The sequence below is a fragment of the Ruegeria sp. AM2 genome (assembly GCF_056540685.1).
This window is the reverse complement of the sequence record NZ_JBQFXE010000009.1, coordinates 106,844-131,708: the sequence shown is the minus strand read 5'-3', so window position 1 is coordinate 131,708 and position 24,865 is coordinate 106,844. Positions and strand designations below refer to the sequence as shown.

The 24,865-nt window shown below is 55.0% G+C and carries 26 protein-coding genes; 6 read left to right on the top strand and 20 right to left on the bottom strand.

What is annotated here, in order from left to right; all coding sequences use genetic code 11:
* Positions 1-3: 3 nt before the first annotated feature.
* The 13 genes from ACR0CR_RS15875 to ACR0CR_RS15815 form a co-directional block, all read right to left on the bottom strand.
* On the bottom strand, positions 4-1,989 hold the full coding sequence (locus tag ACR0CR_RS15875; RefSeq protein WP_480600852.1) for an ABC transporter permease: 1,986 nt from the start codon (positions 1,987-1,989) through the stop codon (positions 4-6).
* Positions 1,986-3,008 (bottom strand): quaternary amine ABC transporter ATP-binding protein, encoded by a 1,023-nt coding sequence (locus ACR0CR_RS15870; RefSeq protein WP_480600850.1) that lies wholly within the window; start codon positions 3,006-3,008, stop codon positions 1,986-1,988. The genes ACR0CR_RS15875 and ACR0CR_RS15870 overlap by 4 nt, the downstream gene beginning before the upstream one ends.
* 74 nt (positions 3,009-3,082) lie before the next feature.
* On the bottom strand, positions 3,083-4,036 hold the full coding sequence (locus tag ACR0CR_RS15865) for an ABC transporter substrate-binding protein (RefSeq protein WP_480600847.1): 954 nt from the start codon (positions 4,034-4,036) through the stop codon (positions 3,083-3,085).
* A 68-nt stretch (positions 4,037-4,104) separates the two neighbouring features.
* Positions 4,105-5,439, bottom strand: coding sequence for an NAD(P)-binding domain-containing protein (locus tag ACR0CR_RS15860; RefSeq protein ID WP_480600845.1), 1,335 nt, complete (start codon positions 5,437-5,439; stop codon positions 4,105-4,107).
* Positions 5,436-5,729 carry a DUF1330 domain-containing protein gene (locus ACR0CR_RS15855; protein WP_480600843.1) on the bottom strand — a complete coding sequence of 98 codons (294 nt, stop codon included), beginning with the start codon at positions 5,727-5,729 and terminating at the stop codon, positions 5,436-5,438. The genes ACR0CR_RS15860 and ACR0CR_RS15855 overlap by 4 nt, the downstream gene beginning before the upstream one ends.
* A 1-nt stretch (position 5,730) precedes the next feature.
* Positions 5,731-6,321 (bottom strand): hypothetical protein, encoded by a 591-nt coding sequence (locus ACR0CR_RS15850; RefSeq protein ID WP_480600840.1) that lies wholly within the window; start codon positions 6,319-6,321, stop codon positions 5,731-5,733.
* A complete protein-coding gene (locus tag ACR0CR_RS15845; protein WP_480600837.1) occupies positions 6,318-7,166 on the bottom strand; it encodes a carbon-nitrogen hydrolase family protein in 849 nt (282 codons plus the stop codon). The genes ACR0CR_RS15850 and ACR0CR_RS15845 overlap by 4 nt, the downstream gene beginning before the upstream one ends.
* 3 nt (positions 7,167-7,169) lie before the next feature.
* Complete coding sequence (locus ACR0CR_RS15840; protein ID WP_480600834.1) at positions 7,170-7,583, bottom strand: hypothetical protein; 414 nt, start codon at positions 7,581-7,583, stop codon at positions 7,170-7,172.
* 13 nt (positions 7,584-7,596) lie between these two features.
* A complete protein-coding gene (locus tag ACR0CR_RS15835; RefSeq protein ID WP_480600832.1) occupies positions 7,597-8,961 on the bottom strand; it encodes an FMN-binding glutamate synthase family protein in 1,365 nt (454 codons plus the stop codon).
* Between the two features lie 52 nt (positions 8,962-9,013).
* Positions 9,014-9,883 carry a GltB/FmdC/FwdC-like GXGXG domain-containing protein gene (locus ACR0CR_RS15830; RefSeq protein WP_480600829.1) on the bottom strand — a complete coding sequence of 290 codons (870 nt, stop codon included), beginning with the start codon at positions 9,881-9,883 and terminating at the stop codon, positions 9,014-9,016.
* Positions 9,871-10,737, bottom strand: a complete 867-nt coding sequence (locus ACR0CR_RS15825) for a class II glutamine amidotransferase domain-containing protein (RefSeq protein ID WP_480579998.1) — start codon at positions 10,735-10,737, stop codon at positions 9,871-9,873. The genes ACR0CR_RS15830 and ACR0CR_RS15825 overlap by 13 nt, the downstream gene beginning before the upstream one ends.
* A 154-nt stretch (positions 10,738-10,891) precedes the next feature.
* On the bottom strand, positions 10,892-12,367 hold the full coding sequence (locus ACR0CR_RS15820) for a glutamine synthetase family protein (RefSeq protein ID WP_480600826.1): 1,476 nt from the start codon (positions 12,365-12,367) through the stop codon (positions 10,892-10,894).
* A 66-nt stretch (positions 12,368-12,433) separates the two neighbouring features.
* Complete coding sequence (locus tag ACR0CR_RS15815; protein ID WP_480600824.1) at positions 12,434-13,777, bottom strand: NAD(P)/FAD-dependent oxidoreductase; 1,344 nt, start codon at positions 13,775-13,777, stop codon at positions 12,434-12,436.
* Positions 13,778-13,915: 138 nt separating this feature from the next.
* On the opposite strand from ACR0CR_RS15815, the gene ACR0CR_RS15810 reads away from it, so the two are divergent.
* The gene (locus ACR0CR_RS15810; RefSeq protein WP_480600822.1) at positions 13,916-14,590 is read left to right on the top strand and encodes a FadR/GntR family transcriptional regulator; all 675 of its coding nucleotides are present in this window, start codon (positions 13,916-13,918) and stop codon (positions 14,588-14,590) included.
* Positions 14,590-15,039 carry a hypothetical protein gene (locus ACR0CR_RS15805; protein ID WP_480600820.1) on the top strand — a complete coding sequence of 150 codons (450 nt, stop codon included), beginning with the start codon at positions 14,590-14,592 and terminating at the stop codon, positions 15,037-15,039. The genes ACR0CR_RS15810 and ACR0CR_RS15805 overlap by 1 nt, the downstream gene beginning before the upstream one ends.
* Here ACR0CR_RS15805 and ACR0CR_RS15800 read toward each other — a convergent pair whose 3' ends face one another.
* Positions 15,040-15,762 (bottom strand): type 1 glutamine amidotransferase, encoded by a 723-nt coding sequence (locus ACR0CR_RS15800; RefSeq protein WP_480600818.1) that lies wholly within the window; start codon positions 15,760-15,762, stop codon positions 15,040-15,042. It lies immediately after the preceding gene.
* A gap of 157 nt (positions 15,763-15,919) precedes the next feature.
* On the opposite strand from ACR0CR_RS15800, the gene ACR0CR_RS15795 reads away from it, so the two are divergent.
* Positions 15,920-16,657 carry a DUF1194 domain-containing protein gene (locus ACR0CR_RS15795; RefSeq protein WP_480600815.1) on the top strand — a complete coding sequence of 246 codons (738 nt, stop codon included), beginning with the start codon at positions 15,920-15,922 and terminating at the stop codon, positions 16,655-16,657.
* Between the two features lie 356 nt (positions 16,658-17,013).
* Here ACR0CR_RS15795 and ACR0CR_RS15790 read toward each other — a convergent pair whose 3' ends face one another.
* On the bottom strand, positions 17,014-17,298 hold the full coding sequence (locus ACR0CR_RS15790; protein WP_480600812.1) for a hypothetical protein: 285 nt from the start codon (positions 17,296-17,298) through the stop codon (positions 17,014-17,016).
* Positions 17,299-17,425: 127 nt separating this feature from the next.
* Between ACR0CR_RS15790 and ACR0CR_RS15785 the strand changes: the two genes are divergently transcribed.
* Complete coding sequence (locus ACR0CR_RS15785; protein ID WP_480600809.1) at positions 17,426-17,722, top strand: hypothetical protein; 297 nt, start codon at positions 17,426-17,428, stop codon at positions 17,720-17,722.
* 893 nt (positions 17,723-18,615) lie between these two features.
* Here the strand turns inward: ACR0CR_RS15785 and ACR0CR_RS15780 are convergent.
* Entirely contained in the window at positions 18,616-19,095 is a 480-nt protein-coding gene (locus ACR0CR_RS15780; protein WP_480600806.1) for a GNAT family N-acetyltransferase, read from the bottom strand.
* A gap of 492 nt (positions 19,096-19,587) precedes the next feature.
* Here ACR0CR_RS15780 and ACR0CR_RS15775 point away from each other — a divergent pair, with 492 nt between their 5' ends.
* Positions 19,588-21,012: a phospholipase effector Tle1 domain-containing protein gene (locus tag ACR0CR_RS15775; protein ID WP_480600803.1), complete on the top strand. Its 1,425-nt coding sequence runs from the start codon at positions 19,588-19,590 to the stop codon at positions 21,010-21,012.
* Between the two features lie 140 nt (positions 21,013-21,152).
* On the opposite strand, the gene ACR0CR_RS15770 is transcribed toward ACR0CR_RS15775, so the two are convergent.
* From ACR0CR_RS15770 to ACR0CR_RS15755, 4 genes are all read right to left on the bottom strand, one after another.
* Positions 21,153-22,070 (bottom strand): hypothetical protein, encoded by a 918-nt coding sequence (locus ACR0CR_RS15770; RefSeq protein ID WP_480600800.1) that lies wholly within the window; start codon positions 22,068-22,070, stop codon positions 21,153-21,155.
* Between the two features lie 497 nt (positions 22,071-22,567).
* Positions 22,568-23,068: a hypothetical protein gene (locus tag ACR0CR_RS15765; RefSeq protein WP_480600797.1), complete on the bottom strand. Its 501-nt coding sequence runs from the start codon at positions 23,066-23,068 to the stop codon at positions 22,568-22,570.
* Between the two features lie 8 nt (positions 23,069-23,076).
* Positions 23,077-23,364: a hypothetical protein gene (locus tag ACR0CR_RS15760; protein ID WP_480600794.1), complete on the bottom strand. Its 288-nt coding sequence runs from the start codon at positions 23,362-23,364 to the stop codon at positions 23,077-23,079.
* Positions 23,365-23,953: 589 nt separating this feature from the next.
* On the bottom strand, positions 23,954-24,376 hold the full coding sequence (locus ACR0CR_RS15755; RefSeq protein ID WP_480600792.1) for a hypothetical protein: 423 nt from the start codon (positions 24,374-24,376) through the stop codon (positions 23,954-23,956).
* 195 nt (positions 24,377-24,571) lie between these two features.
* On the opposite strand from ACR0CR_RS15755, the gene ACR0CR_RS15750 reads away from it, so the two are divergent.
* A complete protein-coding gene (locus tag ACR0CR_RS15750; protein ID WP_480600789.1) occupies positions 24,572-24,829 on the top strand; it encodes a helix-turn-helix domain-containing protein in 258 nt (85 codons plus the stop codon).
* The last annotated feature ends 36 nt before the right edge of the window (positions 24,830-24,865 follow it).

Genomic DNA, 24,865 nt, shown 5'->3' with positions numbered 1-24,865 from the left:
GCGTCACCCAAGCCCCAGCATCTTTTTACGCTTTTCCGCCCAGGCCATGACGGCAAGATCGAACGTCAAAGCCATGAAGGCAACATTCAGACCCAAAACGATGTTTTTACCAAGTTCGGTTCCGGCCAGCGTCCGTTGCAATTCCTGCCCCAGGTCCTGAGTGCCAATGAACGCGGCAATGATCACCATGAAAAAGGCAAACATGATGGCCTGATTGAACCCAACGGCCAATGTCGGCAGCGCCATCGGCATCTGAACGCTCCATAGCTTCTGGCGACGTGTCGCCCCTGACATATCTGCCGCTTCGGTGATTTCCGGCGGAACGGTCCGAAGCCCTTCGATCGTATAGCGCGTCAACGGGACGGTGGTGAAAATGACGATGGCAAAAACAACCGCTACATCGTTGACGCCAAACAGCATGATCGCCGGGATCAGGTAGATGAAGCTTGGAAAGGTCTGCGCCGTGTCGCAAGCCAGCAGAATACGGCTCGACCATTTAGCCGACCGCGCGGCAAATATACCGAGTGGGATGCCGATAAGCATCGAGATGATGACAGCGGATATGACCGTGTAAAGCGTGATAACTGACCTGTCCCACCATCCGGACAGCGCGACAATAGTAAAGAAAATCAGCCCATAGATGGCTGGTCGCCGACCTCCAAGCCAATAGGCCAATGCTGTCACCAGCAAGATAAATGCGGGCGTTGGAACCCACAGCAGCGAGTTGCGGAACGGGATCAGGATTTTGACATTCAAAAACCAGCGCAACCACTCGGTCACGGCATTGACAGCATCAATGGCCAGAAACCCCTTGATGACGACATCGATTTCTTTGCCTTTCGAGAAGGACTGCCGCCTGCCGATTTCGGCAAAGACGTCCACGAATTGCGCCAGCACACAGAATACGAAGAACACGGCCAGACCCGCCAAAAGATAGGCGTGCTGTTTCCACCACGGCGTGCCTTTCTCGAAATGCTCGGGCTGCTTAACAACCCAGGCCTTTGACAGACGGTCCAGCATGATTGCGAACAAGACGATGGTCACGCCGATCTCGAACGAGCGGCCCAGCTTGAAACTGCCCATCATGGCCAGCAGCTTGGCCCCCAATCCCGGCATGCCGATGAACGCGGTCAGAACAACCATTGCCAGGCACAGCATGATCACCTGGTTCACGCCCACCAGAATTTCCGTCCGGGCCGCGGGCAAATAGACACGCGTCAGCATTTGCCAGCGCGTGCAGCCGGACATTTTGCCCGCTTCGACCACTTCGGGGCTGACTTTTTTCAAGCCCAGCGTTGTCATCAAAATCATCGGCGGAATGGCATAGATGATCGTCGCGACCGCCCCCGCAGTTGGACCGACTTTGAAAAAGATAACGGCCGGAAGCAGATAGGTGAAAAACGGCAGTGTCTGCAGGACGCTGAGGATGGGTTTGATCATCCTGTCCACCCACGCGTATTTCCAGGCCGCGATACCCAACAAAAGCCCGATCAGAAACGCAATCGGCGCCGCAACAACCAAAACCGACATGGTTTGCATTGCGATGTCCCATTGTCCGATCAGCGCCGTCCAGACAAAAGTTCCGCCGGCCAAAGCCGCAAGCCGCCATCCGCCCAGATAGAATCCCAAAACGGTCACTGCGGCAGCTATCGCGGTCCATGGGATCGGCCCAAGCATGGGCCAGCGCCGCTTGCCATAGAGCAGGTTTGCTGTTGCATCCAAAAGAAACTCAAGCGGCCCCTCGGCGATGAATCTGGTCACATAGATCAAACCCAGATCATTTTGAACAAAGGCAAAAACAGCATCCAGCACTTGGGCTGTTGGCGGGATCATCGCCTCGGGGACCCGTTGCAGCCATGGCGGCAGAATGCCGACGGCATGCGCCAGCATCAAAACGACCGCTGTGCCGACAAGCGCCAGCAAAACCGGATCCCGGCCGCCACCTGCGTGGGCGCGCGCGCCGACGTCGGAGGCGTGAGCCAGAGTCATCCGTCAGCCCCCAACAGCAAGTCGAGCGCTTCGGACCGGTGCATCACGCCAACCACCTTGCCGGAGGCATCAGCGACCGGTATCGCTTCGCGTGCCTCGTTCACCAATTGACGGGCAAGATCCTGGATCGTCGCCTTGGCGTCGACCGGATCCCCCTCCAGCGCGGCACCGTTGACCGGACGCGACAGGCCACGGGCGTGCACCACGCGGGCCTTGTCGATATCTTCGGTGAATTTCCGAACATATTCGGTTGCCGGGTTCATGACGATTGCGTCCGGCGTATCGCATTGTTCGATTGCGCCGTCCTTCATGATTGCGATGCGGTCGGCCAGCCGCAGCGCCTCGTCAAAATCATGCGTGATGAAGACAATCGTCTTGCCCAGCATCTCCTGCAGCCGCAGAAACTCATCCTGCATTTCGCGGCGGATCAGAGGGTCGAGCGCCGAAAACGGTTCGTCCAGGAACCAGATATCCGGCTCAATCGCCAGCGATCTGGCGATGCCGACGCGCTGCTGTTGCCCGCCCGACAGCTCGCGCGGGAAATAGTCTTCGCGGCCTTCAAGACCAACCAGTCGAACGACTTCCAGCGCGCGTTCGCGTCTTGTGTATTTGTCCTGTCCGCGCATCTCTAGCGGAAAGGCAACATTTTCCAGAACCGTACGATGCGGCAAAAGACCAAAGGACTGAAACACCATGCCCATCTTCGAGCGGCGCAGCTCAATCAGGTCTTTTTCCGCAAGCGACATGATGTCCTGACCGTCCACCTCAATGGTGCCGCCGGTAATGTCATGCAACCTTGAGAAACAGCGAACGAGAGTGGATTTTCCGGAACCGGAAAGACCCATGATAACAAGCATTTCGCCCTGATCGACATCTACAGAAACATCTTTGACCCCGGCGATGTACCCGTCGGCACGAATGTCGTCGAAGCCATGGCTGTCCGGCATCGAACGCAGGTATTTTTCCGGATGAGCCCCAAAAAGCTTCCAGACATTTCTGGCCGAAATTACCGGTGCCATGCCATTCCCCTGTCGTACAGTCACCTGCCCCGCATGGTCTCGCGGGACAGGTGCATTTGTCAAATCAGCTCAAGTTAGCCCGAGCACTCCTGGATCCATGGATCGACAGTGCCACGGTTTGCAGCCAGCCATTCAACTGCGGCCTCATCCGGTTCCAACTCGTCTGTATCCACCAGTTTCGCCATTTCGGCTATTTGAGGATTCGTGAACGAGATCTTGGTCAGCACGCAATACGCTGTTGGCCATTTGCCTTCCATTCCGTCCCAGGCCGCCTTTTTGAGGTAGCCAGTGGCGGGGTTGCCGCAGTCGTACAGAGCGTCCGGATTTGGCCCAACGGAAGGATCGGTGTCGCACCCGTCCACCCACGCAGGAAACTCAACGAACTCACCCGGCCATACGGCTTCGGCAAAGTTGGGCGTCCAGTTGAACACAACAACCGGCTTCTTTTCAGCTTCTGCTGCACCGATTTCCGCCCAAAGCGCCGCGGCCGAACCGGCATTCACGACAACAAAGTCCATGCCCAATGCCTCGACACGTTCCTGCCCGTGTTTCAGCCAGTCCACCGGACCGTCCAAGTACCGGCCTTTGTCGCCTGTTTCAGCGGTTGCAAAAACGGCTGCACAATCGTTCAGCGCTTGCCAATCCGGCAGGCCGGGGCACGCTTCTTTGGTCCACATTGGATACCACCAGTCTTCGCGGGTGACCGCGTCGTGGTCGCCTGCATCATGCAGACCGCCTTTTGACAGGGCTTCGCGGAATGACGCTCCGAACGCGCCTTCCCAGACTTCCAGTTCCAGTGCGACATCGCCCAGACGCACCGACTCATAGACGGCCTGGCTGTCTGTGGTGACGTATTCAACATTCAGATCCATCTCTTCGAACATCTGACCAACCACATTCGACATCACGATCTGGCTTGACCAGTTGTGGATCGGGATCACGATCGGATCATCGCTGTCAGCGGCATGCGCCGACACAGCCATCGCTGCGACCGCACTTGCAGAGGCCAATAAAGTCAGTTTTTTCATCTTCAGTCTCCCTGTTGTTTTCGGCGGTGGCCCGACGCCCGGTCAAGGCGAGGGGTCACGCGCCCTGTTCAAGTCTTCAGGTAATCCTCAAGACTGTCGTCCAGCGCATCCTTCCAGACCGTGTGGTGCGGGGGCGCCTTTGTGCCGGTCATTGGGCTGGTATAGCCATGGTCCCGGAATTCCATAATTCCCTTCTTCTTGTGCTTCTTCCACTCGTAGAATGCCTGATTGGCCGCTTCGATATCGAACGAGGGATAGTCGGTCTCGGCGATCAGTTCGGCGGTATATGCGCCCTGATACGCGATGCAGGCATAGTCATCCTCCAACGCATCTTCGTCGGCCTGCCGCTTATGCCAGTCTGCCTCCATCGTCGCGGAATCGGGCAAGCCGATGCGACCCATAATCACGTCCCGAACCCACCAGGCCTGTGCGTCGAACATATTGAACGTGTACCACTGATCCTGCATCCCAAGGTAAAACAGATCAGGGTTCCCGGTGTATACGACGCCCTTGTACAGATCGTTCGCCGCCAGCCGGTTCGCCGTTTTCAGCCGCAAATCATCGGGCAGGAACGGGAAATGATGCTTGTAACCGGTACACAGAATGATCGCATCGACATCGCGCGAGGTTCCGTCCGCGAAATAGGCGGTTTTACCGTCGACCTTCTCAAGCTGCGGCACTTCTTGCCAATTGTCTGGCCAGTCATACCCCATCGGCGCGGTTCGGTGCGCGACGGTGATCGATTTGCAGCCGTATTTCCAACATTGCGAACCGATATCCTCGGCCGAGTAAGAGGTGCCCAGGATCAGTATATCTTTGTCCTTGAATTCGACCGCGTCCCGGAAATCATGCGCATGCAGGATGCGGCCCTTGTAGGATTCAAACCCCGGATAGTGCGGCACGTTCGGGAAACTGAAATGCCCGCTTGCAACGATGACCTGATCAAAGATGCTCTGATCTTCGGTGTCGCTGACGGCATCCCGAACCGTAACCTCGAACCCGCCGTCAACGGTGCGCACATCCCGAACGACCGTGTTGAACCGGATGTATTTTCGCACGTCCGCCTTGTTGACCCGGCCTTCGATGTAATCAAACAGCACCGCTCGCGGAGGGTAAGACGCTATGGGCTTTCCAAAGTGCTCCTCAAAGGTGTAATCCGCAAATTCCAGCCCTTCTTTCGGCCCGTTTGACCACAAATAACGATACATCGAGCCATGGCAGGGATTGGAATGCTCATCCAGACCGGTCCGCCACGTATAGCGCCAAAGCCCGCCCCAATCGGCCTGTTTTTCGTAACAAACGATCTCGGGGATATCCGCGCCCTTTTCAGCAGCAGATTGAAAAGCCCGCAATTGCGCAAGCCCCGAGGGGCCTGCCCCGATGATACAGATACGTTTGGTCATGCTACCCCCTCGACAATTGTCTGAACGCTGCTGGATGCGGACATTCGAAGTGCTTTGGCTTCTGCGTAGTCAGGCGAATGGTACCAGTCCTTCGCCGCCTGAAAGCTCGGGAACCGGATGACAACATGCCGATCACCATGTGGCGTGCCTTCGTGGCTTTCACTGCGCCCGCCACGCACAAGAAACTCGCCGCCGAATTTTTCAATGATCTCCTGAACCATCGCCACGTAGCACGGATAGGTCTCTGCGTCTGTCACGCGGATCTGAGCGATTACATAGCCCGGCACCATGTCAGCGCGCCTCCGATTCCGATGAACTGGCACTCCAATCCGGCTCGAAACCCAGAACTTCGGTGTCTTCTGGCAAACCTGGGTTGAACAGGCGGTTATGCGCCATGGTCGCCTGATAGAGCGGGTTATGAGGGGCCAGCCGCCAGACCTTGCAGGACAAATCGAACACCTGCATATACGCCTCGAACCGCAGGCGGACCGTGCCCGCTTCGCGGATCGATGCGGCTCCTGGAGAACCCGGCGGGAATGTGGCCGTCAGAATATCGGAGAACTCCGCCGCTTTTTGATAGTATGTGGCCGAAAAAAACCGGATCGCCTGATCCCGTCGCTGTGCGGGATCATTTGTCTTTTTGGCCATGTGCAGAAGTTCCGGGGTGACCGAGTATCCGGGCGATTTGTTCAACACTGTGATGATGTGTCCAAGCGGATCATCCTGCCCGGGCAGAAACAGAGTCGGGGTAATCGCGTCGTCGGGGCGACCGTGACTATCCCGCATGGCGATCTGACGCACCCGGCACTGCCATTTGAGAAAAGCCAGCCGCAGAGGCGAGGCAGAATAGCTTTCTCCGAGGACCGGACCCAAGGAACTCATGCGACGTCCTTCTTTTCTGAAACTCCGACATGATACGGCCTGTCGTGCAGCAGGCTGGGGATCCGCGCCGCGGTTGCCTGAACCAGATCAAGGTCCAGTTGGGCATGGATGACGCCGGGGATGTCACCGCCGTCTGCCAGAACCTCACCCCAAGGGCTAACCACGAGCGAATGCCCATAGCTGGCACCGCCACCCGGGACCGGGCCGACCGCGCAGGGTGAGACGATGAACGCCGTATTCTCAATGGCGCGCGCCCGGTTGAGCACGTGCCAATGCGCCTTGCCGGTCGTTTTTGTGAATGCAGCCGGACAGCACAGGATTTCCGCACCATTCTGGGCAAGATCTCTGAACAACCCCGGAAAGCGAAGGTCATAACAAATCGTATGACCGACTTTGCACAACGACGTGTCGTAGACGCGCGCGCGATCGCCCGGCGCCACGGTGTCGCTTTCGCGGTAAATGGCCCCTTCGGCCAGATCCACGTCGAACAGATGGATCTTGTCGTAGGACCCAAAGATATCGCCGGACGGATCGAGCATATAGCCGCGGTTGATGATTTTGCCATCTGACCCATCCACCGCGATGGAGCCCACATTCACCCAAACGTTTCGCTCGGCTGCGAATTGGCGCAGTTTTGCCAGAACCTGATGCTCGGGCTCGGGCTGAGAAGGCGGGCATAGCTGCGCACCCTCTGACGCCAGCCCGCCACAATATTCGGGCAGGAATAACAACTGCGCGCCCGCGCGAACCGCCGCCTCGGCCATCGGCAAAGCCTCGGCCAAGGCACTCTCCATTGTCGGCATTGGCCGCGTTTGGAGGCAAGCGATATTAAGCGGGCGCGGCATGGTTCAGAACTTTTTGTAAGCCTTTCTGAGCATGACCAACGGATGACGGTCAGACATCTGGAACTTCAACAGCAGCTCGCGTGCGATCATGTCGCGATCCTGCTGATTGTCCGGCAGATCGATACTGTCGGGGATGCGGACCCAGCCGTTGATGTTGCGGTCAAAGACGGCGGGCTTGCCCTCTTCATAGCCCATGTGGATGTCTTCGAGCCAATTGAGATCATCCCATCCCATGAACTCAATGTAGTCCTTGAGGAAGGGCGTGATCCGGTTGTAATCCGGCACAAGGTTGACGTCATAGCGATAGCCAATGTGCTGGCCGATCTCTTTCTCTCGTTCGGACTCCAGACCATCCGCATCGTTGATGAACTGGTTGACGTCCTTGATTTCAGACCCGCGGTACTGTGTTCCGGCCATGTCTCAGCTCTCCTTACAGATGGTGATAGTCTTCGACGCCAACAGTGTGGCTTGTCCCTGCCAGAGGGACGCCGGCCATCGCCGAGGCTTCCATGGTCAAGGCAGCCAGGTCTTCGGGCTCCAGCGAATGCAGGTGGGTCTTGCCGCAGGCGCGGGCAAACAACTGTGCCTCGATCGTCAGGGTATGCAGGAAGTTGTAGACGCGTTCGGCCGCTTCATCAGGGTCAAGCCGTTGGCGCAGCAGGGGGTCTTGTGTTGCGACACCTACAGGGCAGCGGCCCGTGTGGCAGTGGTAGCAATAGCCTGGCTCCGCCCCGATCTCTTCGGGGTAATTGGCCTCGGGGATATCTTTGTTGCAGTTCAGCGCCATCATCGCCGAATGCCCGATTGCGATTGCGTCTGCGCCCAAGGCGATGGCCTTGGCCACGTCTGCCCCATTTCGGATGCCACCGGCGTAGATCAAAGTGATGTCGCCGCGTTTCCCAAGGTCATCGATGGCCTTGCGCGCTTGACGAATGGCAGCCATGCCAGGAACGCCGGTGTCTTCGGTCGCAAGGTGCGGGCCCGCGCCGGTGCCACCTTCCATACCATCGATATAGATCGAATCCGGGTCACATTTCACGGCCATCCGAACGTCGTCATAGACACGAGCCGCGCCCAGTTTCAGCTGGATCGGGATCTGCCAGTCCGTCGCCTCGCGGATTTCCTGAATTTTCAGCGCCAGATCGTCCGGACCCAACCAATCGGGGTGACGGGCTGGCGATCTTTGGTCGATGCCTGCTGGCAATGACCGCATTTCGGCGACCTGATCCGTCACCTTCTGCCCCATTAGGTGACCGCCCAGACCAACCTTACAGCCCTGGCCGATAAAGAACTCGCAACCATCTGCAAGCACCAGATGATGCGGGTTGAACCCATAGCGCGACTGAATGCACTGATAGAACCATTTCGAGGAATACCGGCGTTCGTCAGGGATCATCCCGCCTTCGCCCGAACAGGTGGCGGTGCCTGCCATCGTGGCACCACGCGCCAGCGCGGTTTTGGCTTCATAGGACAAGGCGCCAAAGCTCATGCCCGTGATATAGACCGGGATATCCAGCTCCAGCGGCCGTTTGGCACGCGGGCCGATCACCGTTTTGGTTTCACACTTCTCGCGATAGCCCTCGATCACAAAGCGCGTCAGGGTGCCGGGCAGAAACGTCAGATCATCCCAATGCGGTATCTTTTTGAACAGCGAGAAGCCCCGCATCCTGTACCGGCCAAGTTCCGACTTGATGTGGATGTCATCCATGACCCGGGGCGGGAAGATAAAGCTGTCCCCGATCCGGTTCACATCGCGATCAAGGAGTTTTTTGGTTGGCGGGTTTCCGTCTGCCATAGTTTTTCCTTTCAAAGGGTTATCGGGCATCCCTGTCGCGCAGGGCGGTCCCTCAGAGGATGAGTTTCTTCTCGTTCGGTTCGAGGTTGTCGTAGTTCCACAGCTGCTTGCCCGCGACGACCTTGGTGAAATGGTCCACGCCCTTGTCCGGCATCAGGCCGTATTGGGTCAGCTTTCTGGTCAACCACGCCTTGTCGAGATCGGTCAGCTCTGCCTCGACCGCGTCAACGCCCAAAGACTGGATATCGCCGCCGATGTAGATCGTGCCGTCATACATCGAGTCGCCCAGATTCTTGCCGGCATTGCCGCAAACGACCATCCGACCGCGCTGCATCATGAACCCAGAAAGCGCACCCGTATCACCGCCCACGATGATCGTACCGCCTTTCATGTCGATGCCGGTACGTGATCCGACAGAGCCCCGGCACACAAGGTCACCACCGCGAATGGCCGCGCCAAAGGTGGATCCGGCGTTCTTTTCGACGATCACCGTGCCTGACATCATGTTTTCACCACAGGACCAGCCGACACGGCCATTGACCCGCACGTTCGGGCCGTCAATCAGGCCAACGGCAAAGTAACCGGTTGAACCTTCGACGATCAGGTTCAGCTTGTTCAGAATCCCCACGCCAAGGCTGTGCATGCCGCGCGGGTTCTTGATGACGATCGAGCCGAAACCCTTGTCCATCAGCGCCCGGATGTTCGAATTGACCTCGGTTGCGGTCATCTCGTCGCAATCCAGCTCGGTCCGCTTGTTGAAATCAACGTCAGGTGCCCAAGGATAGGCGAACCGTTCGGTCGCATCCGGGTCGAATTCCATATACATGGACCGCCCGGTCAGCTGGTCCGTTGTCATGCCCAAGGCTTTGACCCGTTCTTCCTGGGTCATGCCTTTCAGGTCTGCATCGCTTACGCTTGCCATACGCGAACCTCCTCATCATAGGGGTCGGTTGTGTCGATTTCATGCGGCAGGATCGCCCGGATCGCGACCTCTTCCGAGGCCATTGCGATCAGGTCGTCGCTTTCGTAAAGAACCAGCGGTTTGGCGGCCATCGTGTCCTTGGCCATGCCCAATTGATCCTTGGTGCAAACAAGGTAGGTAAACACCCCGTCGATCTCATCAATCGAACGCCTCAGGCTGTCTTCCAGTGTGACGCCGTTCGCAAGGTTATGCGCCGTGTAGACCGCCAGCAATTCGCTGTCACAATTCGACATGAAGCGATGACCTTTTCGCTCCATCTCACGCCGCATGATCCAATAGTTTGTGATCTGCCCGTTGTGGACGACCGAGACGTCGTTATAGGGAAACGCCCAGTACGGGTGGGCCGATTTGATATCGACGTCGGATTCGGTGGCCATTCTGGTGTGGCCGATCCCGTGCGTGCCGCGGAAATCATCCAGACCATAGGCTTCGGCGACCACGGATGCGTCACCAAGGTCCTTGATCAGCTCAAGTCCATTCCCAAGCGACAGGATCTCCACATCTTCGATCTCTTCGATGTGTTCCGCCATCTCGCCGGTGTTGCCGTCATGGGTCAGGACATAGCGCAAGGCATAGGGGCGCACGCGCTCCTTGTCTTTTACGTTCGCGCCGTGTTCCGCCAGAATGGCATCGACCTGCGCCATCCGTTCTTCCAGGACATCGTGAATGCCGCGTCCGCGATCCATGTCCTCGGCCTCGGCGATCTTGACCCGCATCACGTAGTCTTCTGCATTCTCACGATAGACCGCATAACCGGTTGAATCCGGCCCCCGGTGCTTCAGTGACTGAAGCATTGCTGTCATCTCGCCGCCGACGTTTGACGCGCCTTTGAGATGAATTAATCCAACAATTCCGCACATTTGACCTGCGCTCCTCCTACGAATTCTTCAATCTGGCGTAGTACGATGACTTGGCGGATGTCCTGATCCATCCGCCAAAGGCCTGCGGTTAGGGCAGACACTCCATGTACGTTTCATTGTCCCACTCGGTGACAGTGGACATGAAGCGCGCAAACTCATCGCGTTTGTATTCTTCGTACAGACGGTACATCTCGCCCGGCATGCCGCGCTTGACGACTTCGTTCCCGGCCAGATGGTCCAGAGCCTCGCCCAACGACATCGGAAGCTTTTTGACCTCTTTGCCTTCGGCCATCGCCTCGTAGATGTTGCGCTCTTCGGGCGCACCGGGATCGAGGTTGTTGTCGAGCCCGTCATCCATTGCCGCCAGCAAGGTTGATCCCATGATGTAAGGGTTCACCATCGAGTCGACCGATCGGTATTCAAACCGTCCGGGTGCCGACACCCGCAAGCCGGTCGTCCGGTTCTGGAACCCCCAGTCGGCAAAGACCGGTGCCCAGAACCCGGTATCCCACAAGCGGCGATACGAGTTCACAGTGGAACACCCGATGGCCGTCAAGGCCTGAAGGTGCGTGACCACACCACCAATGGCTTTCAGCCCCTCTTTGCCCGGCATCTGCGGATCGTCCGTGTCGGGCATGAATGTGTTTTCACCACCCTTCACGTACATGTAGTTTTCCTTCATTCCGGGCAAATCGCCAGGATCGTTGCCGACCGGAACGAACTCATCCTCACCACCTCTCCAAAGGCTCATGTTGTGGTGGCACCCGCTGGCCGACACGCCCATGAACGGCTTGGTCATGAAACATGCAAAGATACCGTTTTCACGCGCCACCTGCGCACAAATCTGGCGATAGGTTGTCAGACGGTCGGCGTTGCGCAGCACGTCGTCAAACATCCAGTTCAGTTCCAGCTGACCGGGCGCGTCCTCGTGATCGCCCTGGATCATATCCAGCCCCATCTGGCGCGCATAACGGATCACCTGCATGGACACAGGCCGCAGGCTTTCAAACTGGTCAATGTGATAGCAATACGGCTTTGAGAACCCGTCACGCGGCTTGCCGTTCTCATCGAATTTCAACCACATCATTTCGGGTTCGGTGCCGATCCGAAGCTTGGTTCCGTGTTTCTTGGTGAATTCCTCGTGCAGCCGGCGCAGGTTCCCCCGGCAGTCCGACGTCAGATAGCCACCGGGATTTTCTTTTTCCTCGCGGTTGCGGAACAAGGTGCAATAAAACCGCCCGATCGTCGGGGCCCAGGGCAATTGCATAAAGGTTTCAGGTTCCGGAATACCCACAAGCTCGGCGGCTTCGGGACCATATCCAAGATAGTTGCCGGCGCGGTCCGTAAACAGGTTTACCGTCGCCCCGTAGACAAGTTGAAACCCCTTCATGGCAACGGTTTCCCAGTGATCGGCCGGGATGCCCTTGCCCATGATCTTTCCGGTCACCGACACGAATTGCAGGTAGAGGTATTCAATGCCCTTCGCATCGATCATCTCACGTACCTGCCTGATTTTTTCATCGCGCCCCGGCGCGTCTACAAATCTTTCAAGATCGGTGGCCACTTTCAGTCTCCTTGCTGGCTTGAGGGGAGCACTCTTCCGGCGCTCTTCAATGCGAACTTGGTAATTCTAACTCCACGGATATGGGCTGTTGGATACAGGGTGCAGTTCGCCCTTGGCGAAGCGATCAAATCGGAACGGCTCCAGAAGCTCTTGCCGGTCGCCCAATACTTCGTCGGCGATCAGGTGACCCACACCCAGCATCTTCCATCCGTGGTTGCTGTCGGCGATCACGGTCACGTTTTCCCGGAAATGGTCGAACACCGGAAAGCTGTCCGCTGTGAAACAGCCAATCCCGCCGGATGCTTCCTTGTGGTACTTTGGCATCATGCCTTCATAGCGCGCCTGACAATGGGCCAGCGCACTGACCCACATATGCGCAAATTCGTGGCTCGAGACGAATTCGGGCGAAGACGGCCCATAGGGGTCGATCTGCACCTTGTCGACCGGCGTATCCACCTTGTACGGGCTCGCGCCGCCCTGAATGCCGCCGAAATGCCAATCGGGCTTATAGTAAATGCCCCACATCTCTTCGGTGATGGTTGACCCATCGACAGTCGATTTCAGGGTCGCATCCGTGTCGACATGTATCACCGGCGCAAGGCTGCCATCATCGGCGCGCCCGATATCCGGGTCGATGTCCAACACGCCTTCCTCAAGCTGCCAGAACCGCCACATGTCGACGCCTTCATGGACCTCGCCCTGCAGGTCTTTGACAGTGATTTGGCTGGGCAGGTCCAACATCGACCAGAAATCACGCACCCACGGACCGGCCCCGATGATGACGCGCTCGCAGCTCAGACTGCCCTTGTTCGTTTCAACGGACCGGATCGCGCCCGAGCCGTTCATGGCCTCGAACCCCAAAACCTCGACCCCGGTGATGATCCGCACACCCAGCGCCTCGACCTTTTCGGCCAGCGCATACATCGTCTTGGTTTGATTGGAGAAGCCGCCGCGCTTTTCGTGCAGAACCGACGTGATGTTCTGCGCCTGCCAGTCGCCGAAATAGCCGCGCATATATGACGTACATGCGTTTTCGCCCTCGATGAAGACGCTTTCGTATCCGATTTCCTGCTGTTGCGCGTAAATCGAGCCCACATCATCGCGCATGCTTTCGGACGAGATCTGCATGTACCCCACCGGGTGGTACGACAACCCCTCAGGATCGGTTTCCCAGACATCGACCGAATGGGCCATCAACCTGCGCATCGCCGGCTGAAAATAGTTGTTGCGCACCACGCCGCATGCAATTCCGGACGCCCCGGCCGCAATCCCGCTTTTGTCCAGAACGACGATGCGGCCCTCAACGGTTTCGCCGCGCTCCTGCAATCTTTCAGCCAGCTTCCAAGCTGTTGAAATGCCATGGATGCCTGCGCCAACAATCACGTAGTCTGCGTGCTGAGGGAATGCCATCTGTTTCCTCGACAATTGGTTGTGGCTAAAAGAAGAGCCACACACCGAACCAAAATCAACAATTTTTAATCCAAAAATTGCCTTTTGGACCATTATTTGTATAATTGGTTCATCTTTGGATTATTTGATGGATCAAAAATGGCCCGACGAAGTTTCTCTGACGTGGCAAGCGAATTGCGTCTTTCGATCGAAGAGGGTGAATTCCAGCGATTCGAGCGTTTGCCACCGTCCCGTGATTTGGCGGAAAAAATGGGAGTCGCACGAAACACGTTGCGCGATGCGCTGTACCAACTTGAAAAGGAAGGTTTGCTGGAAACGCGGGCCGGTAGCGGCACTTACGTAACGGCTTTGCAAAAAGATGTCGTACCTTCTGCCGTAGAAGAGGCAACGCCTCTGGAACTGATCGACGCCCGCTTTGCGCTTGAGCCGCACATTTGCCGACTGAGCGTTCTGAACGGCAGGCGGGAAGACTTCGAAGCGCTTGAGGCCTGTTGCGCCCAAATGGAATCCGCCCAAAACGAACCGGCCGTGTTTGCCGAAGCCGACACTGCGTTCCACCGCAGGCTGGCTGCATCCACGCGAAACAACTTGTTGATCTGGCTGATCAGTCAGATCAACACGGTGCGATCGCTGGATGAATGGACCCGCATGCGGCATCTGACACTCGAAGAGCAAATTATCCAACAATACAATGCGCAGCACCGCGAAGTCCTAAATGCGCTGCGGTCGCGGGAACCAGAGCGGGCGGCAGTCAAAATGAAAGAGCATTTGGAAACCGCGCGTTTGTCTCTGATGCGTGCGGCAGAGGCATAGTGGGTTTCGCAGGACTACAATCCGGACTGCACCGCGCTGTCTGTGCCGGGGTATTGTTTGTCCTACCCGGGGCCGTGATAGCGGCAGCGTGCGATGTCGTGGATACACTGGACCGTTTTGCCGCCTCGGGCACGCCGCCCTTGGGCGCTGTTTGCTCATCCTATCTAACGTCTTCGTCAACCACCGGAGCATCCTGTTTCTGGGACCACCCTTATCGCAGCATTTCGGCACGCAATCAGGCATCCGCGTTGTGGCGCACGTTGACGAAATGCCGAGACGGTCACCTAAACGAACCTGATGGGCGGGTGAACCATCCCGATAGCTACGATCTCAGAGAGTGGGCGCACGAAGGTGGCACTTATGCAATCTCGGTCAAGGACAAGGGTGCGCAAAACCGAACCCTCGTCTTCTTTCGGATTGAACCCGGTCAATCGCCACCAACTGACTGATCACCGAACCTGCGCCGAAGTCTGCATCCAATTGATATAGAGCCGTTCTGCCATGCTGTTAAACTCGGGCAAGTGCGTCGCAACTTCGGCAGCAAGGCGGCCAGTTGCGTCGTCACCCATGGCAGCTTCCAATGCCGACTGGTACTCGGGGATACCGGCCCAATTGGCCACCGTGTCGCCCTCAACCTCGATATGGAATTGTGCCGAGTATGCCCGGGTCCCCCATTTCATTGCCTGAACGGCGCAAGCTGCCGAGGTGGCAAGACAAGTTGCGCCCGGGGGCATCTGCTTAACCTCTGCCGAGTGCCACTGAAGGCATGGGAAACGATCCGGCAGCCCATCCAATAATACACCGGATGCGCCCTCCTCCGTAAGCTGCACATCCATGACCCCGATTTCTGGCGTTTCGGATGGGCCTACACTTCCGCCTAGGGCCTCGGCCAGCAGCTGATGACCCAGGCACAACCCCAGGAATGGCAGACCTCTGACCTCGACGGCCTCGCGAACAAAGGCCTTTTCATCCTTCAGCCAAGGGTGGGCGTCTTCCTGCCAAACATCCATCGGCCCGCCCATCACCCAAAGCCCGTCATACCCGTCAAGCGACGGCAGCGGTTGATGCTGATCCAAATCGACCACGTCATAGCTGTGGCCATCTTCCCTAAGAAAGTTGCGAAAGACGCCGGGATGTTCGACGGCCGCGTGCTGCAATACAAGAAGCTTCATAGCTCTTCCCTTTTCATTTCCCGTCGAGTGTAGGGCGATTTGGTTCCATTTCGAAAACCAATAACCATCTTCAAGGCGCGCGCAAAGATTATGTCAGTGATGAACCTGCCCCAAAGATAACGGCTGGCCAATTGGCAAAAACCTGCGAAGATCAGACATGCGTGGGCTTTCTGTCTTTCTAGTGTGTTTCTTTTTGCTGCAACCGGCACTTGCCCGCGCCGAGCCTTGCCGATTGGCCCTTGTCCTGGCATTGGATGTTTCCGGATCCGTGGACGAAGCAGAATATGCACAGCAGCTGAATGGTCTATCTTTTGCTCTGGACAGCACCGAAGTGCGGGCGGCAATTTTGGATACGCCTGAACATCCGGTGCACCTGGCCGTTTTCGAGTGGAGTTCGCAGAACCATCAGTTTCTGGTTCAACCCTGGACAGTTTTGGACAGTCATGCCGCGATCGACATCGCCGTTGATCGCATTCGAGCCTATCGCAAGAAACGAGCAGGCCTGAAGACCGCGCTCAGCACGGCGATGCTCTTTGCGGGCGAGTTGCTCGAACAGAAGAAAACGTGTTGGCAGAAGACGATTGACGTTTCGGGCGATGGCAAAAACAACATCGGCCCTGTTCCCAAGGCGGTCTACGCATTGGACACGTTTGCCAATGTGACAGTCAATGCTCTCGTTGTTGGAGACCCAAAACCGTCCAGCAACGACAGGGGTGCCCAGAAGTTCTCACGTGGCGATCTTCAAGTATACTTCGAGCATGAGGTTATTCACGGCCCGGCCGCATTCGCGATGATCGCCTATGGCTACGAGGACTTCGCGCGCGCGATGCAAAGGAAACTATTGCGCGAGATAGCAGCTCCGGTCTTGGCCTCCAACGAGAACATGGCGCAATAAAACGCGGTGTCGAAAAGCTGTTACCGCATTGGCCAATTTGAACTAACAGCGTCAGGCCCAGAGACCCAATCGGGCCATTCGAACCAACAAATCACCACATTTCACCGCGCTAGCATGTCCAGCGGATGCGACAGGTTTTGTGTAAATGACCCATAGTTTACCCATTCGATAAATACTTTTTTCACGCAAATCATAGCCTTAACCAAGACCCATCTTTGAATGTTACTCTTTGGCGTCCATAAAATACACATAGCATGTACATTAAGTCCAAGTACTATTTCTCATGAAATTTGAGCCCTCAGTTTGCGTTGATGGTTGTTTTGATGCCTTACGGCCCACGAAGGCGCCCTCTCGCATCACTGAAAATCAAAGACCAACTGCTGTGAGTCATTCAGCAGCATGATTTTTCGCCCCATTGATGCTTCTGCTTTCAAAGTAACTTCAGCAGCAGCACGAGCATCTTCTCCGGCATCATGGTGTTTGAAGTGAAGCCCTAGCACCTTTTTGAGATTGGCCACCCCAAAGAGCGCCCCAGAGCGTTTCTGTTGCTGAACCGTGACGATACATGACGTTGCCGCCAGTATGATAAACGTTGTTTTTCGCGGCGTCATGTTGGCGTTTACAGCTGCAACACTGCTCATAGCCTTGGGCGAGCCGTTATTTGCTCAGATTGTATCGTATCCAATCCTTGTATTTACCTTGCTACTAAATTTTTATTTTCAATCACGGCAGCTAATCGCGAAGTCCGCAATCGAAGATATTCAGAACATGAAAAAGGAAATTTTGATCACAAAGACCTATGATGAAAATCTCCTAGGTGGGAATCTGGCGACGTTTCACTCAATTCGTGAGAAAAGCAACCTAACTCGACTCCTTAAGCCCGATTTTCCGTCTGTCGTGATTCTAGTTTGCTTCATATTTTTGGCTGGTGTTTTTTTACTCGCATCTATGTTTGTAGATCCGGTCCTAAAACTTCGACCGGAAAGGGCCACTACTACAGAACAACCTGCCCCGAACTCAGGAAATATTTCCACCGATGAGCACGGCGAAGAAGTCGAACAATGACCTACGTCGGTCGAAGTTGTCACCGGTCCTAAAAGCAGTGCTCGACGCTGTAGATTCAAATGACGGCCTGGTCGCGTAGTGTAACTGTTCAGGTGACGATGTGGTATGTCCGCTTTCTGAGAATCCGCTTAACGCATGCATCGCCTACTCCTCTCACGACAAGGACGGCTTCGGGCTCTTCCCGCCTGACCTGCGGAGGGTCGCCGTCGCGATCCGCCAGCAGCCATCGTTCGAGCAACCGCTGCGGATTCGGACTGTGTCCGCGTCTTGATCCTCGCGCACCCCATTTGTGCTGCTACAGACGTGAATGGCTGTTTCATCCGCCGCACAGTAGTGCCCTTATACGAAGCCGCGATTGCGAGACAAATCCCATGGGTGAATGAACTCTCGAAAGGTCTGTCACCAGATGATATTGCGTCAGCGCAAAATGTTGTTGACCATCTCAAAACACGCCTTGAAGAAACCTTAACGCGACGAGATCAGAGTTCGACCCAAAGCTGACACTCGTACAGAGTATAGCATCGGACGTTCTGGGCTCGTTACGGACCTCGGTGACGTTGCAGCACCAGCCCCTGCCCCGCTGCTAGCTGATCCCATAGACGGCCCTTACCGGTCACTCGACACGGTACCGATTTTCTGCATTTGCAGCCCGCATTCCGGTCATTCGCCGCGCCCGCAAAATCTGCGGTTGGACGAATTCACAGATCGCGGGACAAAACAGCCGTCGGCATCGCGGAAACAAATGTCTGCTCTATGCTGATGATTCAAATGAGGGGTCGCGATACATCGGGCAAACTTTGTGCCAACTTTTCGTACTGCAAAGTCTTTCTCAGGTGCTTATTTAGCTGTTTGACTACCGCGCTTCTTGCCTTCATTTTGTTTCCAGCAAGTTGCTATAAGAGCGGCTTTCTCATCAAAACGAATGGTCCCTCCGGGTACGTTTGGAATTCCACAAATTCATAGCCTAGGGCCAAATAGAATTCTCGCGCGGTCAGTGAGGAATGAAGCATCATTTCGGGGATTGCCCTTTGTCGCGCCTCCTCTTCTATTCTTGCGACCAGCATTTTGCCCAACCCTCGCCCCTGATACTCAGGGTCCACAAACATTGAACGCAGATTGTCATCTCTCAGACCCACCGTTCCAACGAGTTCGGTGCCAATGAAGCAAAGAAGAATTAACTCGTTTTCAATTCTTTTGGTGACCGGCTCCGGCTCAAAAATCGTGCACAGCCTGTCGATTGACTTTTGATCGTAGTGTTTGGAATTCGAAACGCGAATTGTGCGTCGGATCAACCCACTGAGCGGAATTACATCGGCAACTGTTGCCTGTCGGATCTTGAGCGACTTCATCGCGGCAAACTTATCCCGGGACATGAGACATCGAGAAGCTGGCAGATACGACAAAGGCAGGCTGGAAGCACTTGGACTTCTCTATGTCTTTCATAAGAGTAAGCGGTTTCACAAAATTCATGGCGTTTCCTACCGGAATTATCGGATCAGATGATCCCATCACTATTGCAGACATTCTTTCGACGCGCAGCATCGGCAACATTGCGCTCACAGCAGACCTCGGCGCCGTTGCAGCGCAGGCCACTGCCCCGCCGTCACCTGATCGCGCAGACGGCCCAGAGCTGCCGCTGACGTTGAAGCCAAATGCTGCAATGCAGCTTCCCCAAAGCGGACGTCCACCACTTATGCCGCGTCGCGTCAGTTCTGGGTAACGATAATGGGTCCGATCACTATTTCCGGCTACACACACCAATAGATCGATTTGCTTCCCTTTACGTGGCTCCTCGCCGGAGAATCGTTGACGCCTGCTTCAGCTCAATGATATTGGAACAAATAACGAACAAGTTGCGATCAAGCATGCCCAAGAATATATTGGTTTTCTCCGACGGAACCGGCCAAATCGGTGGGCTTCGTCCTGACCAGCGACTTTCGAACGTCTACAAGATGTACCGAGCAATGAGACCGGGACCCTCCTCCCCAATTAATCCCAGCGATCAGGTCTGCTACTACGATGCAGGGCTGGGTGCTGGAGAGGTCGGCGGGCTCACTCTAAAGCGTATCCGAAACGTTCTCTCGGCAGCGGTCGGCACCGGAATAGATGAAAACGTCATCGATTGTTACGAAAACATCATCGCCAACTACGAGGTCGGTGATCGCATCATTCTTATCGGGTTTTCCCGCGGTGCCTATACGGTTCGCGCCGTGGCCAATGTAATGAACTTGTGCGGAGTCCCAACACGAATGCCGGACGGCACCGACGTGCCTAGATTTGGGCCTCGTCTTCGCAAAATCGCAAGCGATGCTGTTAACTTCGTGTACAATCACGGCAATGGTTATCCACGGGGAATGCAACCTTACTATGATCGGCGCGAAGAACTAGGGCGTCGTTTCCGTCAGAAATACGGTAGCCACCTTGCCAACGTAGAAGAGGACGTGCAGGGCAACGTACAACCGACTTTCATTGGTGTCTTTGACACAGTAGCTGCGCTCGGGAATGCCCAAGTCACCGCGGCAGCTTGGTCAAGCCTTGCGTTTCTTATGGGGCTTATCGGCTTGTTGGTCTGGAACTCTGTAAGTTGGATTATCTGGGGACCCCTAGTGCTACTTTTGGGTCTTATCATGTACTGGTACGGAAAGCTGCTCTGGTCGCAATGGAAATACTTCTCTCCCGACGAGAACAAACCTCTGAATATCACCGATTTTCGAGATTGGCCGGACATTTGGAAATTCGGCCACCGCGCGGTTTGGAACCTACAAAATTACGACAAATGGCTCGACTCCGACGTCGGCCATGCCCGCCACGCGCTGGCCATCGACGAGAACCGGGAGAATTTTCCTCGAGTTAAGTGGGCGATGGCTACGGAAGCCAAGAAGACGGAGGGCCGCAGCCCGCCATGGCTGAAGCAAGTCTGGTTTGCGGGCTGCCACAGCGATGTTGGTGGGAGTTACCCGGAACCGGAGTCGCGTTTGAGCGATATTGCGCTGCGGTGGATGCTTGAAGAGCTGAAGGAGTGCATCCCCGAGATCCGGATAAATGATGAAAAGTTGTTCGTATATCCAGACCCACAAGGAATGCAGCACGATGAGGTCTACATGTTCAAGTACGGGCCTATCAAACGTCGGTGGCCCTCAAAGCCTCGAGAGATTCATCCAGACTTTCCGTTACATCCTTCTGTGCTTGAAAGATTGGATGCCAAAAAAGTGTCTCACGTAGGTGAAATGAAGCCTTATCGACCAGTGCAACTCAAGGATCATCCCGGCGCGAAAGACTTCTTTGAGTAGGTGCCATTCAACGGCGTCGACAGGCATCGGCTTACAGCTTTGCTGCAGGGTTTCTGTTCAAAATTGCGGGAAGCCCTCGCAACTACTGGCAACGGCCCAAACCGGACTCTCATCTTGTCAAGTGGTGCCGCAATGCAGCTTCACCAAAGCTGCCATTCGGTGCGCGTGCGAAACTGAAAGGCGGACGGAGGTTCGCCCCCACTCAGATCAATCTCCAAAAGGAACGAGATGGCAAAGTTGGCGAATGCGTCGAAAGGCTTAGCGCTCGGATCGGCGGGATCGGCTTCTGCCCGCTCACGGTCGTTCAGGTTTTCGGACCTATTGTGTAAACCGAGGCACTCCTTCATTCCTGCAGCATAGGCGGACTTGATAAGTGCATCTGCCCCTGGGTCTGGTACCTCCCCCAGCTCACTGGTTTCGACCGCTTCCTTAGAGGTGACCCAGATCGGATCATTGCTGAACTCCGGCGGATCTGGAATGAAAGCTGTACCTACAGCCGGACCAGATCTAGCCGTCATCATCGCCGCATGTGTAGAGGCCGTCGTCGCCTCAGTGATGATCTCTTTGAGCTTCTCGTCAATCCGACGTTTCGCTTCAGCTCTTAGGTTGCCTTCAGGACGTATGGTGTAACTGTCCGGGTCGGAACGAACGGCCGCAGATATTTCTACGGAAATGTCTCTGGCGGTAACCGCTTCGAGTCCAAACTTGTCCATATGGTCTTCGAGGAAGCGCAACGGTTTGAGCGCGAAAAAAACATCAACACCCTCTGTCGGGCGCCCAACGAACGCACCCATCCTATCGAAACCTCTGGTTCCAATATCAACCTCGTCGAGTTCCTCGAGATAGAACGCTCTTAGAGCGCGTTGCGGGCACGTGTGCTTTGGAGTACTCGTTCGAAGGAATTGATCGAACCTGTCATAGGCATCGTCGAGTTCGTTGGCCTCGTACGCATCGGCTAAGTTGCCGTTCAGAAACTTATCGTCATTGAATTCTAGCAAATGCAAATGCGACTCTCGTGCGACGGCCTTGCGCCAGTCACTGACGGAACCGATACTCATTATAAATCTTAACCCTTAGCCCAAAATTATTTCAAAAGACTTTAGCGAAGTGTTGTCCTGATTCCAGCTTTTTTGAAACATTTCTGCGTCCTTGTTCAATTTGGTCAGCAACACCAAGTGAACTTTGCACAGCGAACTGCAATGAAAACCCTTGGAGAGGGTACTGAAATTGGGTCACGACATCGATATGGTGTCCGCTATCAGTGGTCCGAAGCTTCTTTTTGCCGTACGCAAAAGGGGACGGCCCAAACCTGCCGTTCGCCAATCCCTTTCAATGCTGCGATGCGGCCCGCCAAAGCAGCCGTTCGCTGCCGCCGCGAAAACTGAAGGTGCTCATAGGTCTGGAGTGCGGGACAAAGCGGTCGCACGCCAGTCAAAATCAAATGGCGGCTTGGCCCTGAAGTCGACCAGTTAAACGCAGAGTCGACATTTACCGCAAAACGCGCTTAGCAGAGGCTTGACCGTTCCGCAGAAAAGAGAACGTAAAGGCGAGCAATTCACCAGGTGAGCAGCTTTGTGTTGCAATGGTCGCTGCTAAATCGACCTTGTTCTTTTAGTTGGTTAAAAATCCAAAGAGTATTGACGTTCATATCTTTGGAGGCACCAAAGTAGGTTTCCCCTAGGTCTTGTGACAGCCTGTGATACAGGTCTGGATTTTCAGCTTCCTTGACCACGCCAGTTTCTGGTGTCCAGATGAATGTAAAATCTGATCTAGAACTATTTTCATCTGGCCAAGCTGTCCCCAAGGTTGCAGCGTCCGTTGCATGAATCGGCCAAATCTCTTTTGCTATCACAGTACCATTTTGTTCTCTTAAGACAGCTTCAGGAATTAGATATGGGCGACTAAGATCAACATAAGCTTCGTATCCGATTTCACTGCCATTAGGTAGCCGAATACAATCACCGTATTTCAATGAATATAAACCGGTAATTGCTAATACGGGTAGCCCAACGAAGACGCAGAGTGTCAAGCCAATAGCTGAAGTGATCTCGAACATCCGCTTTATCATGTGTATCGGCTTCGAGACGCAATGGCATATACGCGCCCTTCCAAGCTGCCCGACCAGTGCCCAGTGATCGAGTAGGGCATACCTTCGCGAACGCCTAAACGTTGCGTACCGTTAGACGGTATCCCGCCCCGTCCGCGCAAGTAGTCATCCAATGGCTTGTGAATGTTGTCGTACAGAATGCTTCCGGGGCGATAGTCATCGACCTGAACATTTTCCGCATCTTCATTGCCGAGACGGCGTTGAAATTCGCCAATGTCCAAGGGATCAGAAAATTCATCATCCAAGTAAATTTCCAAACGTCCTTCGATACTAAGGATGCCATTTTGCTCTGTGCTTTGCCCAGAAAACGTACCACCTATTGTCGTATTGCCAATGCTGAATACTACGCTTTGCATTTGATAGGAATTGTTAAAATCATAGGAAACTGACCCTGTCCCCACCCTCCGGGTTGCTTTCGCAATTTGAGTTTTTAAGGGTTCGCCGCGACGATCAAGGAACGCTTCGATAATCTTACGGCTATGTCCAATCTCTGAAAGAGAGACACCACGCCCTCGTCCATTGAAATAGTGGTCTACGAAATCGCTGTTACTCCAGCCTGACTTCGTGCCAACCCCGTCTATTCAGAGCGTATGAGGCATCTGCTGGATAGTCTAGATGGCAGTTATCTTAAGTGCGACAAGCGACTAGCAGACGCTGGGCCAAACGATTTAATTTCATTCCGAAATGATCAGAAAGATACTGTGTCGGCTTACTTGAAGTCCGGCGAAGGGAAGGAGTATTTGCCCGCTCTAGAATGGGCTTCGAAAGTGATTGATGGCTTTGAGTCCCCCCTTGGCATGGAACTGCTAGCGACCGTGGATTCTCTCGGTTCAGTTAACCCGCCAGAGCGCGAAATTCCTCCGGCGTGTAATCCAGCGCCAATAATTTCAGAAGAAGCAGATCCAGAGGCAATTGCGTTTCCATCCACTGCACTTTTTCAGCACTGATACTTAGATCGAAGCCGCCAGATATGTTGAGGGAAATGCAAACTTCACGCCCGTTTAGAAAATCCCAAAGCATCTCGGAAAACGGACCTCCTCCACTCTTTGGATGTGTTGAAAGGCTAGAGCACCGAGCAAGGAATGTTGGCAATACTTCCGTAAAGACAGCCCATGCCCGCTGTTGCTCCTGTAGTTTCAATGTTCGAGAATTGTAGGTGGGCTGCGGCGCTGCCGACTTTAGCGCCAATACTGGTGCAAACTTCGACAGGATAGCTTCCTTGGTGCTTGAGGCATCACCTGCTTTCACGCCTGTCATCTCAACACCCACCCTGTATGTCGTCGATGGCGGCTGAATCCAGAGCGCTTTGCGAAACACCCAAATCGCAAAACGGTTCCGCAGGGGTTATATGTATACTTGGAATCACTACCCACCTTATATGTGCAATCTGATTTTTAGATAATCTGAAAATGAGATTACTGGAAGTGTCCGAAGCATCTTACGGACACCCACTTGACCAAAACACTCCACACTAGCGGACATTTGGCGCTCATTGAAGCGCTCATTTCTGCCCGTAAATCCCAAAATCTCTCACAAGCAGCTTTGGCGGAGCGGTTAAGGTGTCATCAATCGTTCGTCGCGCGGATCGAGTCGGGTCAGCGGCGTATTGATGTGCCAGAATTGGTGATCATTGCGCGGGCGCTCGATGTTCCTGCGGAACACTTTTTCGAAGCCGTCATTAAGGCAGTACCACCGGGTGAACGGATTTAACGACCTGATTTCGTTTAATAATCACGCAATCCACAA